This is a genomic window from Rhodococcoides fascians A25f, from assembly GCF_000760935.2.
GTDB lineage: Bacteria > Actinomycetota > Actinomycetes > Mycobacteriales > Mycobacteriaceae > Rhodococcoides.
This window is the reverse complement of record NZ_CP049744.1, coordinates 4,045,739-4,060,840: the sequence shown is the minus strand read 5'-3', so window position 1 is coordinate 4,060,840 and position 15,102 is coordinate 4,045,739. Positions and strand designations below refer to the sequence as shown.

Annotated in this window: 15 protein-coding genes; 5 read left to right on the top strand and 10 right to left on the bottom strand. The window is 63.9% G+C overall.

What is annotated here, in order from left to right; genetic code table 11:
* Positions 1-60: 60 nt before the first annotated feature.
* Together BH93_RS18910 and BH93_RS18905 are read left to right on the top strand one after the other, a co-directional pair.
* Positions 61-885 (top strand): dienelactone hydrolase family protein, encoded by an 825-nt coding sequence (locus BH93_RS18910; protein ID WP_037176390.1) that lies wholly within the window; start codon positions 61-63, stop codon positions 883-885.
* Positions 886-1,107: 222 nt separating this feature from the next.
* Complete coding sequence (locus BH93_RS18905; RefSeq protein WP_037176392.1) at positions 1,108-2,007, top strand: 3-hydroxyacyl-CoA dehydrogenase; 900 nt, start codon at positions 1,108-1,110, stop codon at positions 2,005-2,007.
* An 18-nt stretch (positions 2,008-2,025) separates the two neighbouring features.
* On the opposite strand, the gene BH93_RS18900 is transcribed toward BH93_RS18905, so the two are convergent.
* On the bottom strand, positions 2,026-2,778 hold the full coding sequence (locus BH93_RS18900) for an alpha/beta hydrolase family protein (RefSeq protein ID WP_037177030.1): 753 nt from the start codon (positions 2,776-2,778) through the stop codon (positions 2,026-2,028).
* Between the two features lie 96 nt (positions 2,779-2,874).
* Positions 2,875-4,068 (bottom strand): helix-turn-helix domain-containing protein, encoded by a 1,194-nt coding sequence (locus BH93_RS18895; protein WP_155291078.1) that lies wholly within the window; start codon positions 4,066-4,068, stop codon positions 2,875-2,877.
* A 129-nt stretch (positions 4,069-4,197) separates the two neighbouring features.
* On the opposite strand from BH93_RS18895, the gene BH93_RS18890 reads away from it, so the two are divergent.
* Positions 4,198-5,862 carry an FAD-binding dehydrogenase gene (locus BH93_RS18890; protein ID WP_037177031.1) on the top strand — a complete coding sequence of 555 codons (1,665 nt, stop codon included), beginning with the start codon at positions 4,198-4,200 and terminating at the stop codon, positions 5,860-5,862.
* Positions 5,859-6,785 carry an MBL fold metallo-hydrolase gene (locus tag BH93_RS18885; protein WP_080739200.1) on the top strand — a complete coding sequence of 309 codons (927 nt, stop codon included), beginning with the start codon at positions 5,859-5,861 and terminating at the stop codon, positions 6,783-6,785. Before BH93_RS18890 ends, BH93_RS18885 begins: the two co-directional genes overlap by 4 nt.
* An 8-nt stretch (positions 6,786-6,793) precedes the next feature.
* Here BH93_RS18885 and BH93_RS18880 read toward each other — a convergent pair whose 3' ends face one another.
* Both BH93_RS18880 and BH93_RS28245 read right to left on the bottom strand, forming a co-directional pair.
* A complete protein-coding gene (locus BH93_RS18880; RefSeq protein ID WP_037176395.1) occupies positions 6,794-7,558 on the bottom strand; it encodes an alpha/beta fold hydrolase in 765 nt (254 codons plus the stop codon).
* A 78-nt stretch (positions 7,559-7,636) separates the two neighbouring features.
* Positions 7,637-8,017, bottom strand: coding sequence for a LuxR C-terminal-related transcriptional regulator (locus BH93_RS28245; RefSeq protein WP_306436903.1), 381 nt, complete (start codon positions 8,015-8,017; stop codon positions 7,637-7,639).
* 226 nt (positions 8,018-8,243) lie between these two features.
* On the opposite strand from BH93_RS28245, the gene BH93_RS18870 reads away from it, so the two are divergent.
* The gene (locus tag BH93_RS18870; protein WP_141215771.1) at positions 8,244-9,488 is read left to right on the top strand and encodes a TetR/AcrR family transcriptional regulator; all 1,245 of its coding nucleotides are present in this window, start codon (positions 8,244-8,246) and stop codon (positions 9,486-9,488) included.
* 19 nt (positions 9,489-9,507) lie between these two features.
* On the opposite strand, the gene BH93_RS18865 is transcribed toward BH93_RS18870, so the two are convergent.
* The 6 genes from BH93_RS18865 to BH93_RS18840 form a co-directional block, all read right to left on the bottom strand.
* Positions 9,508-10,776: a PP2C family protein-serine/threonine phosphatase gene (locus BH93_RS18865; RefSeq protein ID WP_037176397.1), complete on the bottom strand. Its 1,269-nt coding sequence runs from the start codon at positions 10,774-10,776 to the stop codon at positions 9,508-9,510.
* A gap of 15 nt (positions 10,777-10,791) precedes the next feature.
* Positions 10,792-11,244 carry an ATP-binding protein gene (locus BH93_RS18860; protein WP_037176398.1) on the bottom strand — a complete coding sequence of 151 codons (453 nt, stop codon included), beginning with the start codon at positions 11,242-11,244 and terminating at the stop codon, positions 10,792-10,794.
* A gap of 28 nt (positions 11,245-11,272) precedes the next feature.
* Positions 11,273-11,662, bottom strand: coding sequence for an STAS domain-containing protein (locus BH93_RS18855; protein ID WP_037176399.1), 390 nt, complete (start codon positions 11,660-11,662; stop codon positions 11,273-11,275).
* A gap of 31 nt (positions 11,663-11,693) precedes the next feature.
* Positions 11,694-12,050: an STAS domain-containing protein gene (locus BH93_RS18850; RefSeq protein ID WP_052065644.1), complete on the bottom strand. Its 357-nt coding sequence runs from the start codon at positions 12,048-12,050 to the stop codon at positions 11,694-11,696.
* A gap of 157 nt (positions 12,051-12,207) precedes the next feature.
* Entirely contained in the window at positions 12,208-13,800 is a 1,593-nt protein-coding gene (locus BH93_RS18845) for a phytoene desaturase family protein (protein ID WP_037176400.1), read from the bottom strand.
* Positions 13,797-15,077 (bottom strand): APC family permease, encoded by a 1,281-nt coding sequence (locus BH93_RS18840; protein WP_080739243.1) that lies wholly within the window; start codon positions 15,075-15,077, stop codon positions 13,797-13,799. The genes BH93_RS18845 and BH93_RS18840 overlap by 4 nt, the downstream gene beginning before the upstream one ends.
* Between the last annotated feature and the right edge of the window lie 25 nt (positions 15,078-15,102).

Here is a 15,102-nt window from a genome sequence, read left to right as displayed (position 1 = left end):
TTTCATGCTCGTGTCCGGTACCGCAGCCGCTGTGTGCCCCTCTCAGAAGGACGTGTTTCCATGACCGCCGACGCGTTGGCCGATTTCGAACGAACCGAGTTCACCGCGGACGGGCGCACGGCACCGGTCTATCGCATCGGCACCGGACCGGCTGTGATCGTGATGTCCGAAATGCCGGGCATCACGCCGAGAGTGGCGGACTTCGCGCGCACCGTCGCCGGAATCGGATGCACCGCGATCGTGCCGCATCTGTTCGGCGTCGACGGAAAGGACCCGCTGACCGCACCCCTCGGACTTCTCGGTACCGCTGCCACCATGTCCCGTGCCATGGTGCCGGCGTGCATCAGCCGAGAATTCACCATATTGGCCACCGGCAAGTCGTCGCGGATCGTGGTGTGGCTGCGTGCTCTCGCGGCCGAGGAACACGAGCGGTGCGGCGGACCAGGTGTCGGTGCCATCGGAATGTGCTTCACGGGCGGGTTCGCCCTGGCAATGGCCGCCGACGATCGATTGATCGCACCGGTGCTCTCGCAACCGTCACTTCCGTTCGCGGCATCGAAGTCACGCAGTCGTTCCATCGACATCAGTGCCGGCGACCTCTCGAAGGTGAAGAGCCGTTGTGCTGCGGGAGATCTCACTGTTCTCGGTATGCGGTTTCAGGGCGACAAGATGTGTCCCCCTGCACGGTTCGAGTTTCTGAGGGAGCAACTCGGCGACGCATTCGTGTCGGTGGAATTGCCCGATTCTGCGTTCAACCCGGAAGCATTCGGGCCGCCACACTCCGTCGTGACGGAAGGACTGATCGACGAGCCGGGCCAGCCGACCCGGCAGGCTTTGGACCAGGTACTCGACCTGTTCCGCAGTAAGTTGCTCGCAACGCCGTGATGTCCCGCGGCGCGAACACGATGCGAAGCCGAAGGTCGAATTCACGACCGCGGAACGGAGGCCTGCAGAACCGCCTCTTTCCGTCGATCCTGTGGAGTGTGAAGCGCTGTCGTCGGGTCGAGTCGGTCCACGGTTGGACCCCACGAGACGGTGGCTCCGCGCTCAGCGGTAGAACTTGGAGAGCGGGAAACCAGTGACTCCATAGAGGGAAGTGTGTCGTCCATGACTGATATTGGGAACGTGACCGTATTCGGAACCGGAGTGCTCGGTTCGCAGATCATGATGCAGGCTGCCTACCACGGAAAAACCGTTGTGGGATACGACATTTCCGACGAACTACTTGCCAAGCTGCCGGATCGTTGGGAATGGATGCGCGGATACTACAAGCGTGACCTGAAGACTTTCGACGAGGCGCGATTCGACGAGGCCATCGAATCCATCACGACCACCACCAGCGTCGCCGAGGCCGTTGCGGACGCCGAACTGGTGATCGAAGCAGTTCCGGAGGATCTCGACCTGAAGAAGAAGGTCTGGTCGGATATCGGCGCGTCCGCTCCGCCGAAAACTATCTTCGTGACCAACTCGTCGTCGCTACTGCCCAGCAGTTTCGCCGAGGCCACCGGGCGGCCGGAAAAGTTTCTTGCATTGCACTTCGCCAATCTCGTGTGGCGGTACAACACCGGTGAGGTGATGGCAACTGCTGCAACAGATCCTGTCTACTTCGATGTCGTACTGAGCTTCGCTTCGGAGATCGGACTCGTTCCCGTTCCGGTCCGAAAGGAAATTCCGGGATATGTGCTGAACAGTCTTCTGATCCCGCTGCTGCAAGCGGGAGCCAACCTTTACGTCGGTGGGGTTGCCAATCCGGCAGACATCGACAACGTGTGGCGCATAGCCACCGGGGCACCCGCCGGTCCGTTCCAGATATACGACACCGTCGGCTTCAACGTTGCAGCACACATCGCGCGCGCACACGGCGGCGAGGATCAGGTCAAATTTGCCGACATACTGCAAAAGGGTATCGACGCGGGAAAGACCGGTCTCGGGGACGGTGAAGGCTTCTACACGTACGACGCCGACGGCCGGCGACTCGACGCTGTCGAGTCGTGGAACATCAACTGAATCGCTCGACCCCGCCTGTCAGAGGTACGGATCCGCCCAGGCGCTGATGATCCGACCGGCACGAGCTGCTTGATTCTTGCCGGTGAGAAGGTGATTGGCCCCCTCGAGCGAAACGAAGCTCCGGGGGTGGCGCGCGGCCTGGAAGATCTCGCTGGCGTTGTCGATCCCTACCGTGTTGTCGGTGGGGGAGTGCATGACGAGTAGCGGTCTCCGCAGGGTGGTGATGCGCTCGCGCAGGTCTGCTTTGCGGACGTCGTCGACGAATTGGCGTTTGAGAGTGAGCGCTTTGCCGCCGGCGTGGAACGGTGCTTCGCCCTCCTCCTGGATCCGGTGGATGAGCGCGTCGTAGTTGTGCTCGACGTGCGCGGGCTGAAACGGGGCGGCGACGATGGCGACCGCTTCGACCGTCGGACAGTCGTGCGCCGCAGCAATGGCCGCCGAGCCGCCGAAGGAATGGCCGACGAGCAACTTCACCTCACGACCGGTCGCGTTCATGAACTCGACGGCCTTGACGGTGTCGTGCACCTTGTTCGAGAACGAACCGTCGCCCCAGTCGCCCTCGGAGTGGCCCAGGCCGAGATTGTCGAAGCGAAGCATTCCGATGCCGTCGGCCGCCAGCTGCTTGCACATTCGATTCGCCGCCGGGCAGTCCTTGCCCAGCGTGAAACCGTGAGCGAAGACGCCCCACCCTCGCGCCTCACCATCAGGAACATCGACCACGCCTGCCAAGGTGGGTCCGGTAGCGCTGGGAAAGGTGACCTGTTCCGACATACCGGTCATCCTAGGATCGACGGCCCCAGCTCGAGCAATCAGGCACGGTCGCGTGTGCGCATGACCACCGACGACGCTGGGTTCAGCCGAGCCGGGTCAACCGAGTTGGCGTAGCTGTATCGCGGTGTCCAGTGCCAGTCGATGCCACGCCGAACGCGGATCCCGACCGGTCAATTGCTGAGCCCTCCGCAACCGATAGCGCAACGTCTGCGGGTGCACCTGCAGACGGGTGGCAGCAGCCGTCGCTGTCCCGGTGGAGATGAAGGCCGAAAGACCTTGCAGAATATGCTCGTTCGCAGCCTCGGTCAGCGGACCGAGCACGGTACGCACCACCTCGTTCGTGTTCGCGGTGGGACGCGCTGTCAACAGTGCCAGTAGTTGCCCGTCGCCGTGATCGAGCAGTACACGGTCGTCGAACGCGTGATCCGGTGCGGTGTCGAGCGCTTCCGAGGCGAGTCGCCACGAACTACTGATACCGGCAATGGTCGATTTCTCCACCAAGCATCCACGCAGCCGCAGATCTCGACACGCGAGGTCGGCCTCGGTGCGGGGGATCGATGGTGGCAGCAGCACGATCGCGCGATGCTCGTGCCGAGTAACCAGGTGGCTCCGCTGACCGGGCGTCGCGGTGCGGTCCGGGGGAACGAGTCCCACTGCGAGAACCAGCGATTCGACGGTGTCGTCGGACATGGGTCGGCCCGGATCTGTCGATTGCACCACGAGCAGATTCGGGTGCTGGGGTAGCTTCAGGTCGAGTTCGCGGCAACGATCCGACACGGTCCCGGGTGAATTGTGTCTGGCAGCCAGCAAGTCGTCGAGCAACGCGGCGTGCGCCTGCGCACGGTTGGATGTGAGCTGTTCGCGCGCAACGACGTACGCGCCGATGATTTCCTCGGAGATTGCGTCGATGGCGTCGAGCACGCCGAGGCCGAGTTCGGCAATGTCCGGTGGTTCGAGTACATCGAGATACTCGGTTGTCACGTGCCGAACGAACACGCTCGACGCGACTCGATACGCACGCAGCACGTCGGCCAGCGGGCGCCCGTCCGCGGCGCGCGCGGCACCTATCGCACGGAATCTGCTGTCGTCGATCGTCCGATCGCCGTGCGCCCACAGGGCCATCAACCGCCTCAGTGACCAATACGCAATGGCCTCGACATCGGCCAACTGTGCACCCTGCAGTGATCGGTAGACCGGGATCGCGTCGCGAATCGCGTGTACTGCGGACGCGACGACGGGGCCCAGCTCCGATTCGATCTTCGCGACGACGGCGACCCGCGCTCGGTACATCGATCCACCTCCCCGCACTTTGTCAGTATCTGATAAATCCTATAGTCATTCGAGTCGGTTTCCTTGAGTTCCGGTGCCGACGACAGCACAGTCGAGGGAGACAGCCGGGTCGAGCAGAAGAGTGGGGCAATGGACGCAGACGTGATCGTGGTGGGCGCAGGCTTGGCAGGACTGGTGGCAACCGCCGAATTGGCCGACGCGGGAAAGCGTGTGCTCCTCCTCGACCAGGAGCCCGAGCAGAACCTGGGCGGACAGGCGTTCTGGTCACTCGGCGGGCTGTTCATGGTCGACACTCCGGAACAGCGACGCATGGGTATCAAAGATTCGGCCGAACTGGCGTGGCAGGACTGGCTCGGCACCGCGACATTCGACCGCGGTATCGACGATCCCGCCGGAGAGGACTACTGGGGTCACCGGTGGGCACGGGCGTACCTCGACTTCGCGGCAGGGGAGAAGCGGTCCTGGCTGCACGCACAGGGGGTTCGGTGGGTTCCCATCGTCGGCTGGGCCGAACGCGGCGGCTATCTCGCCGACGGCCACGGCAACTCGGTTCCGCGCTTCCACCTGACCTGGGGTACCGGGCCGGGCGTCGTCGCACCGTTCGAGCGCCGCGTCCGCGAGGCCGCCGACAAAGGACTGGTGCGCTTCGGTTTTCGCCATCGAGTCGACGAGTTCGTCGTCAGCTCGGGTGCGGTCGAGGGAGTGCGCGGCGCGATTCTCGAACCCAGCCGTGCGGAACGCGGTGCGGGCAGTAGTCGCGTCGAGGTGGGGGAGTTCGAGTTGCACGCCGGTGCCGTGCTCGTCACCGCGGGTGGCATCGGAGCGAATCACGATCTGGTGCGGGAGAATTGGCCGGCTCGTCTGGGAACACCTCCGACATCGTTGATCTCCGGAGTCCCCGAACACGTGGACGGCCGCATGCTTGGTATCACCGAGAAGGTCGGTGGACGTCTGGTCAACAAGGACAGGATGTGGCACTACACCGAGGGCATCAAGAACTGGAACCCGATCTGGAAGAACCACGGAATCAGGATCATTCCAGGGCCGTCGTCCATGTGGTTCGACGCGCGTGGTCGGCGATTCCCGGCTCCCAACTTCCCGGGCTACGACACCCTCGGAACGTTGAAAGCCATCCAGGACAGCGGTTTCGAGTACTCGTGGTTCGTCCTCACCCAGAAGATCATCGAGAAGGAATTTGCGCTGTCGGGATCGGAACAGAACCCGGACATCACCGGCAAGAACCTCAAGCTCGTACTCGGCCGAGTCTTGCCCGGTGCCAGTGAACCGGTCGAGGCGTTCAAGAAGAACGGCGAGGATTTTGTCGTCGCCGACACCCTCGGTGAACTCGTGCAGGGAATGAACAAGGTCGCCGGCGAGGACCTGATCGACCTGGTGGACTTGCAACGGCAGATCGAGGCTCGCGACCGTGAAGTCGACAATCAGTTCACCAAGGACCTGCAGGTCTCCGCGATTCACAATTCCCGTCGCTCGCGCGGGGAGCGCATCGCGCGTACTGCGTCTCTGCACAAGATTCTCGATCCCAAATCGGGGCCGTTGATTGCGGTGCGGTTGAACATCATCACCCGAAAGACGTTGGGCGGAATCCAAACCGACCTTCAGGGCCGCGTGCTCGACAGCGAGGGGCGGGCGATCGAGGGGCTGTGGGCGGCAGGCGAGATCGCCGGATTCGGCGGTGGTGGAGTGCACGGCTATCGCTCGCTGGAGGGAACGTTCCTGGGCGGGTGCATCTTCGGGGGCCGCCAAGCCGGGCGTGCGCTCGCAGCGCAGGCATGACGGTGTTCCGACGCGTCGGTCGGCCCCCGTTGCCGGGTCCGTCGGAGATCGCCACCACCGCGTCGGCCACTCCTCGCTCGCCGGTGACGGTGTCTTTCCTCGGTGTCAGCACGGTGTTGTTCGACGACGGCGAATCCGCAATCCTCACCGATGGGTTCTTCTCGCGCCCGTCCCTGGCGAGAATCCTTGCGCTGCCACTTCGTTCCGACATGCAGCGCATCGACGCCGCCCTGCGCAGAGCGGGAATCATCTCGCTCGACGCTGTTCTGTGTGCCCACTCGCACTACGATCACGCACTCGATTCAGCGGCGGTGGCTCGGATAACCGGGGCGGTTCTGGTCGGTGGTTCCTCGACCGGTTTCATCGGGCAGGGTTCTGACTTACCCGACGACCGCATCGTCGCGGTCGAGAACGGTGACACGACCGAGCATGGAAACTTCGCCGTCACCTTCTTCGAATCCGTTCACTCGCATCCGGATCGAGCGCACGGGGAGATCGAACGACCACTGAGCCAGCCCGCTCGGGTGAGCGAATATCGATGCGGTGAGGCGTGGTCGATGCTGATCGAACACATTCCCAGCGGCCGAACCGCACTCGTTCACAGCAGCGCCGGTTTCCGGGTCGGTATGCTCGACGGAAGCCACGCAGATGTTGTCTATCTGTCGATAGGCCAACTCGGCCGGCAATCGCAAGCGTTCATCGAGCAGTACTGGCGCGAGACGGTCTCGGTCGTCGGTGCCCGGCGCGTCGTCCTGACGCACTGGGACAACTTCTTTCGGCCTTTGCACAAGCCCCTGCATGCACTCCCGTACGCCTTCGACGATATGACTGCCTCGATCGGCGTGCTGGCCGACTGCGCACGGAGAGACGGGGTCGTTCTCGAGCTACCGACGCTGTGGCGACGTGTGGACCCGTGGGCCTGACGGACGCGTCAGCCCGCCTGGTTCTCGATCGAATAGACGATCGTTCGTGCGCACAGAACCGGGTCGTCGATCATCGGAACGTGGCCGACGCCCGGCAGGGTGACGAACCGGGCCCGAGGGAGGCGCTGCCGGGCAATGGGGACGAACTCTGCAGGCGGAAAGATGCGATCGTGAGCGGCCCATGCGACGGTGATCGGGCATGGCAGGTCGAGGAGTGGATCCATGCTTTCGCGGGTGTTCAGTAGTTCGTACGCTGCCTCGCACCCGACAAGATCCTGAAACGACCGAACGGCTTGCTGCGGCGTCATACTGTCCCCGTGGACTGCGATGTCGCGCATGGCAATTCGGCGAGCGAGACCGAACCTCATCAGCGCTGGGGCGAGACGACGAGTCGCGTCGGCCAGTCTCTTGGTACGGATCAAGGTGGCTCTGCTGGCACCTGGTTTCTCGTCCTTCTCCCACAGTCCTGCTGGTGAGAAGGCGCAGACCGAGCGTGCGCGTCCCCGTCTCGCCAGTTCGACGGCCATCCATCCGCCCATCGAATTTCCTGCGATGTGTACTGCATCCAGGCCCCGCTCGTCGAGTTCGCGTTCTGCGGTATCGGTGACGGCGGCTATTGTCGCCACGCCTGCGAGCGCCGGGCCTCCACGATGACCGGCCGCGGTGGGAGCAATGACATCGAACCGTTCGGCCAGCAACGGCACGACGTCGTTCCACGCTGCTCCCGACATGGTGACACCGTGCAGCAACATCAACACAGGCTTGTCGTTCATCGACCGAAGTGTGCCACGTGCGTCGTCACCTGGGCGGGCAGGGCATCGTTGCACTGTCCGCCTCGTGCCGACCTTCCCTCACAGATCGTCCAGGGCGACCAGGCCGTCCTGCAGTGCTCTCGCCACCAGCGACGCTTTGGTCGGCGCGGCTCGACCGACACTGGCATACTTCGCGCGAATACGGGACAGATGGGTGTTCACCGTGCCCAGCGCAATATGCAGCACAGCGCACACTTCTTGCTTGGAGTCGCAGCGCAACCAGGCTCCGAGAACCGCAATTTCGCGCGTGGTCAATCCGGGATCGACGAACTCGGCCGGTACCTGCGGCACCCGAGGCCTATCGGTGCCGGGGGTTGCCGTGGTTCGGGAGCGCACCGCCGACGCGCTTCGCCGAGGCGCAAATCGCTGTGACGGGTGAAGCGACCCGCCGGACGCAATCTCGAGCGTCGTGGTCGTCACACCTGTGTTCGTGTCCCGCATGGCATTCGACCCCCGTTGTCCGTCTTGGGTGTTTCGATCATCCGACCACGCCGCGAAATATGAAACAACACCATCATGTTCGAGGATCACTGCATAATTCGATATCCGAATCCAATGGACTTTATACACCTATAAAAATTCAGCTCGTGGTGTGTATTGATATAGTCGACGATCCATCAGATCGAACATCCGTAGGCGGTTGTCGTTGAGCTCGAAATCCACACCACGCGAACAATTGCTCCGGGCCGGTTCCCGCCTGCTGACCGATCTCGATATGACGGTGTTGGCGCGCTCGCTGTCCATTGCAGCGGTCGTGGAAGAAGCAGGACTGTCGCATCAGACTTTCCACAATGCCTATCCAGGTTCCTCCCGCACCGGCGAGCGCGGCGGCAAGGAAGCGTTCATGGAGGATCTGCTCGCACACGTGACGTTGGAGTACTCACCGCCCGATGACGTCGCCGAGCAGCCGTCCTCGGATCTCGCGGCCTATTTCGAGCAGCTGACCTCGGGGCTGCTGCGTCAAAGGATGATCGGTGCCATGATCGCCTCCGATCACGCCGGAGCGCGGTCCTCGTTGGCACCGGAATTCGATGCCATGGATCACGCCGTCGAGAGCGCAGTGCGGCACAAACTCCGCGCTGTCGGCGGCTCGGTGAGAACACCGTTGACGGTGGCCGACCTCTCCACAGTGTTCGTAGCTCTGCTCGACGGGCTTGCCTTCCGTGAAAGTCTCAGCCCGGGAACGATCTCCGCGGAACGCGTGGCCACGGCCATCGATTCGTTGCTCGATTGGGCGGTGGACCCGGTCCACTCGGATCGACGGCAGCGTACCGACGAGCAGGTCGATGCGCTGCCATCGCTCGAATCCCTCGATCCGGCAAGGGGCGACATCGAATCCGATGTCATCGTGGCCACCGAGACGCTGTTCTCGGAACACGGATACTTCTCGGTCACCCTCGCGGACATCGCGTCGGCGTCCTCGCTCACCGTCACCGATCTCAAGCGATTGTTTCCGAGCAAAGTCGACATCATTGTCGCCGCACTCACCCCCGAGTTCGAGCGTGTACTCCGGCTGGGTCGCGCGGATGCTCGGCTCGACGTGGAACCGGTTGTCGCTCTAGTGCGTTCGGTGAATCGTCTGGCGGAGTTCGTGTCGCGCAACCGGGCCATGAGCTCGGGAATGTTGCTTGCGCTGAGCTTCGAGCAGTTTCACGAGCCCGGTACCGTCACCACCATCAGGGAACACCTTCCCGTGCCGTCGGCACTGACCCCGATTCTCGAGAGCGGTCAGCTCCGAGGCGACTTCGCTACCGAGGTGTCCGCAGTCGAACTGGCCACCGTGCTCGCCAACAATGTGGTGATCAGATCGCTGACGCGATCGGGAGAATCCCCGGAAGAAGTCGCCGACAATGTGCTGAAAGTGTTCCTGTCCGGAATACTGTCTCGTTGATCGACGCCCTCCGCGACAACTACGCCTCGACAGAGTCTGTGTCGGGAAGTGGGACGTCGAAGGCGAGCAGAGCCACGTCGTCCTGAAGTCCGTCTCCGAACGACGCCAGCAGGGTGGTGAGGTCGTCGACGATCTTCGGAGCAGTGGTGGGCCCCATCTCGGCGACGAAGGTCTCGAGGTTGCCGTTGTCGTCGAAGCGAGTTCGGCCGGGCCCCACGATCGCTTCGGTCAGGCCATCGGTGTAGAACGCCATGACGTCACCGGCCCGCAGTGTCACCGATGCCGACTCGAAGTGGGGTTCGGACAGGGCACCGACGAGCTGCCCGCCGGTGGTATCGACGAAATCGACTGCAGCGTCGTGGGTTACGCGTATCGCAGGTGGATGCCCGCCGCTTGCGAGGTGCACCACCGCGCCGTTCGGTTGCGGAGTGATGGTGCCGAACACCACCGTGCAGAACCTCGGGTCGTCGCCGTGAAACTCGTGATGCAGAACGGTGTTGAGGTTCTCCAATACCGAGATCGGGTTGCGGTCGAACACTGCCGCGGCCCGCAAGGTGTACCGGGTCAGTGACGTGACGGCGGCGGCACCGGCACCCTTACCGCTCACGTCACCGAGAAAGAAGCCCCACGTGTCTTTGTCGAGTGGAAACACATCGTAGAAATCACCACCGACTTCATCGAGGGACGCGGGGTGATAGTGGGCTGCGACGTTCATGCCGGTCGGAGCGGAGAGGATCGGTGGTAGCAGAGTCCGCTGAAGCGTCGACGCCAAGATCTGAACCTGAGTCCGTTCGGCCTCGGCCAACTTTCGGGCTTGCTCCGATGCTCCCAGCGCATCCTGGGATCGATCGAGGGCTGCTTCGGCATCGTCCTGAGCCGCCTCGGCATAAATACGGGCGTCGACGAGATCCTGCTCGCGCACTCGGCGTTCCGTCTCGTTGTGCAGCGTCATCGTGACGGTCATCGCGCCCGACTCCGAACGAAGTCTGTTCGCCAGCACGGACACCGCAGTGGACGACGCTCGCCCCGGCGCGCCGGTCAGCTGGGCTGCAGTCCCGATCGGCACGTCCGAATCGGATGTGGATGCAGCGTCGAGCAGGCCGGCCAGCACCGGCGCGAATTCGGTACCGAAGAGGTCTGCGACGGGGGTTCCCTCCAGCGAGTCACGGCTGCGGGCGGTGATTCGAGAGGCGGCCACGTTCGCGTACAGAATTCTGCCGCTGGCGACGTCGACCGAGAACACTCCGCAGGGCGCAGAGGCGAGTAGTTCGGCAGCCGAAGCGGTCATGGGTACTCCTCCTGATCAGGTCGCGCGGTGGGATGACCCGCTGGGGCGGGCCGCGGCGAGCGGCTTGCTCCACGCGACGGTCACGACCGTGCCGAGACCGGGTCGATGATCGACCGACAGCTCGTCCGATACTGCGGCGGCCAACTGCAGGCCGTGGCTACGAGTGGTCGTCGGTGTCGGTGGGTGCCACGTTCCGGTGTCGGAGACGGTCACGGTGAGCGTCTCGTGGTCGTACGCCGCGGTGATCGTCATCGTTCCGATTTCGGGGGACGCGCGATAGGCATGTTCGACGACGTTGGCGAGCGCCTCGTAGACCCCGAGCACGATGTCGTCCACCAGAGCGCTGTTCACTCCGAGTTCGAGCACCCAGCCGCGCAGCCGCCGACGAAGCGTGCTCGCCGTCGTCGGCTCGGCCTGTGCCGTGTGACTCCAACGCAGAGGGGCCGACCCCGAATTGCTCGCGGTCACGATCTGCGCTCCGACCGGGGATGTGGTGTCATCGGTCGGCCTCGCCGCTGCGAGTCGAAGACTGCACGTGCGCAACGGCGTCGGGAACGGTGGTGAACGTGGCCATGACGCGATCGATTCCGCTGAGCTGCACGGGCCGAACGACCACGCCGTTCACCGCAACCAACGCCATGCGCGAGGCGTCCGGCAGTCGATCGCACACGCGCACCAACACTGTGATCGCGCTCGACGACAGGAAACTCACGTCGGTCAAGTCCACGACCAAGCCCCCTTCGGCGGTGTCGGCCGCAGGAAACGCTGTGGCAGACAGCGTAGGGATGGTGTCGAGGTCCAATTCCCCTCGAACAGTGAGTACGGTCGTCGAGTCGTGCGCAGCCGACACGATCTCGAACGGCCCTCCGGTCGGCTCCTCTGACATGTCTGCGACGTTACCTGTTATCGAGTGCGATTCACGACCGGAAAGTGTCGATCAACAACCCGCCGGCACCGAGCACGTCCAGAACCATACGAACCGATCGTGCAGGTGCGAATACGGCGATCTTGCCCGGATGCGCGTACGTCGCATCGATGATCGCGTTGGCCACACCCGAATACATGAACGACACCTGCGACAGATCGACCACCACCCGATCCGACGTGGACGCGAGGCAGTCGAGGCTGTGGACGAATTCGGCCCGAGTGGACATGTCCAGCTCGCCGAATGCGCGCAGTGTGTCGAGGCCGTCGGAAGTGCGAACTGTCTCGAGTCGGAAGACGCTTTCGTCGTCGCGGAGGGAGCGTTCCATGGTTGCAGTGCTCGTCAGCATGTCCTTACCTCTTCCCCGAAGCGCTCGCACCGATCGGTGTGCCCGTGCGGTGCGAGACGCTGAGTTGTTGTGCTTTCAACAATGTCAGTGCGTAGTTGCGGAAGGCTCTGCCGCAGATCTCGAATCGGTAACGACAAGTCTCGGTTCGGTAACGCCGTCACCTGGCCAGCAGCTCTATGAGAGAACTCGTGACCTTCTTCTTCATCCAGCCTCGTACGCCGCGCTGCCCGAGCGCTGCCCGAGCAGCGTTGAGGCCTGCTGCTCCGTGCACCCCGCCACCGGGGTGCGCCGATGCAGAACCGAGGAACAGACCCTCGACGGGAGTTTCCGACCGTCCCAGCCCCGGCGTCGGCCGAAATATCAACTGTTGCTGAAGCTGTGCGGTTCCACCGTTCACCGCGCCGCCGTACAGGTTGGCATCGGCCCCGTGCAGATCGCTCGGTCGCTGCACGATCCGGCCGACGATCGAATCCAGAAATCCCGGTGCATGAGCATCGAGAACTCTGTCCACACGGTCGGCGACGGTGTCGGCCGCAGCATCGTCGACGACGCCTCTCGGTAGATGGGTGTAGGCCCAAGCGCTTTCGGTACCTTCCGGCGACCTGCTTCGATCGGCCGTGGTCATCTGGCCGAACAGCATGAACGGGCTCTGTGGAAGAACTCCGGTGGTGAGGTCGGCGGCCCAGTGCACGAGGCCGTTGTCGTCGGCACCGAGGTGAACTGTGCCTGCATCCGCCAAAGACGGTGAGTTCCAGGGTATTCGACGATCGAGGGCGTAGTTGACCTTGACTACCGGGGTGTCCCACTCGAAGGCGCGCAGGTCGTCGTGCACTCGACTCGGAACTGCGTCGAACGGAAGCAGCGAGCCGTACAGTGCCGGTGCCGATACATCGGCGACGATTGCCCTGCGTGCACGGAACGTGTCTCCGGCCGCCGTGTGCACCGCACGCGCACGGCCGCCGCGAACGTCGATCGATTCGACCAGCTGTCCACATTCGAGCGCGGCCCCCGATGCGGCCCCTCGGCGAATCAGAGCGCCGGTCAGTGCCGATGATCCACCGACCGGGGCGGGGTAGCCGACGTCCTGGGCCAGCATCGTGAGCAGGTAGCCCATCATTCCGCTGACGGGGGCATCGGTCGGCACGTCGCCGTGCATCGCATTGCCCAGCAGCAAGCAACGCGCAGCTTCGCTGTGGAACAACTCGTGAGCCATCACCCGGGCCGGAAGGGCCGCGAATCGGACGAAACGCAGTGTCTCGGGCACCCCTAGGGTGCGGACCAACCGTGCTGCGGGTGCCACGGGCGGAAACGGTCCGAACAGTGAATCGAGGAGCGGCTCGCGAATGCGCTCCCACTGCTCGAAGAGCCGCAGCCAGGTATCGCCGTCTCGCGCGTCGTGTTCGGACAGTAGCGCCGCCGTGGTCTCGACGTCGTGGTGGACGACGGGAGCGTCGACGTCCTGCGCCGACCGTGCATGGCCGTACACCGCGGGCGAGTGCGACCACTGCAGCCCGTGTCGTTCGAGTTCGAGGGCGGTCATTGCCGGCGATGCAAGCGCCATCGGATAGAAGGCGCTGAAAAGGTCGCTGGTGAAACCCGGAACGAGCTCGGCACTACGCACGGCACCGCCGGGGTGCTCGGCAGCTTCGAGGACCACCACGTCCCAGCCCGCGTCGGCCATCGCCGCAGCAGCCACCAATCCGTTGTGACCGCTGCCGATGACTATCGCGTCGACCTCGGTGGTGGTCATCGGGAAGTGCTCCTCTGCTCGGTCGTGGTCTTCCTGGTGAGGACTGTACCGACGACGTACAGTGCGACCCCCACCGCGAGGAGCAGTCCGGCGCGCAGCCACGTTGCTCCCGACTGTTGGGTGAGCAGTACAGCGCAGGTGATGAGCGCGAGGACGGGAAGTGCTGTGGGCGTTCGGAAATGGTCGGTATCTGTGCGATCGCGGCGTAGCACGAGCACTGCGACGTTGGTGCTCACGAAGACGAACAGCAGTAGCAACACCACGGTTTCGGCCAGTGCCGCAACAGATCCGGTGGTGCAGAGAACCATTGCGACGACGGTGGTGGCCACGATGGCAAGCCACGGTGTCTTTCTCCCGGGCAGAACCTTGGCCAGCGCTCCGGGGAGCAAACCGTCGCGCGCCATCCCGAATGTCAAGCGGGACGCCATGATCATCGTCAGCAATGCGCCGTTGGCCACCGCGACGAGCGCGACGAGGCTGAACACCCACGGCGGAATACCGGCGTCTGCGGCGGCGACGACCTCGAGCAGCGGGCCGGTCGATTGCGCCAACGTGTCGGCAGGCACGACGGTCGAGACTGCCAGTCCTACCAGCACGTACACCACACCGGCCGCCGTGACGGCACCCAGTAGGGCTCGTGGGTAGACCCGGCGCACGTCCTCGACTTCCTCGGCGATGTTCGCCGAGGTCTCGAAGCCCACGAACGAGTAGAAGGCGAGCAGGGCCGCCCCGAGCACGGCCAGCGTCGGGGTTGTCTCGTCGGTGAATTCGAGGACGCGAGACGGCACTCCGTCTCCACGGCTCAGTACGAGTCCGGCAAGGGCGATGACGACCACCAGCCCGGATACCTCGACCACCGTCATGACGAGGTTGGCCCGGAGAGATTCGGTGATTCCGCGCGCGTTGAGCAACCCGACCAGCAGCAAGAAGACCACTGCAGCGGGTACGGCCGGCACGTCGAGGAACACGCCCAGGTAATCGCCCGAGAAGGCAAGCGCAAGCCCGGCGGCACTGGTGACGCCTGCGGCGAGCATCGAAAATCCGACCAGGAACGACACGAGCGGTTTTCCGTACGCCTGTTGCGCGAACACGGCTGCGCCGCCTGCTCGTGGGTACTTGGTGACCAACTCCGCATACGAGGCCGCGGTGAGCAGCGCCATCAGCAGGGCGACGAGCATGGGAAGCCAGATGGCTCCGCCGACCTCGCCCGCGATCTCGCCGACGAGAGCGTAGATTCCGGCACCGAGCACGTCGCCGAGAATGAACACGAACAGCATCTTCCCCGAGACTGCTTGTCGCAGT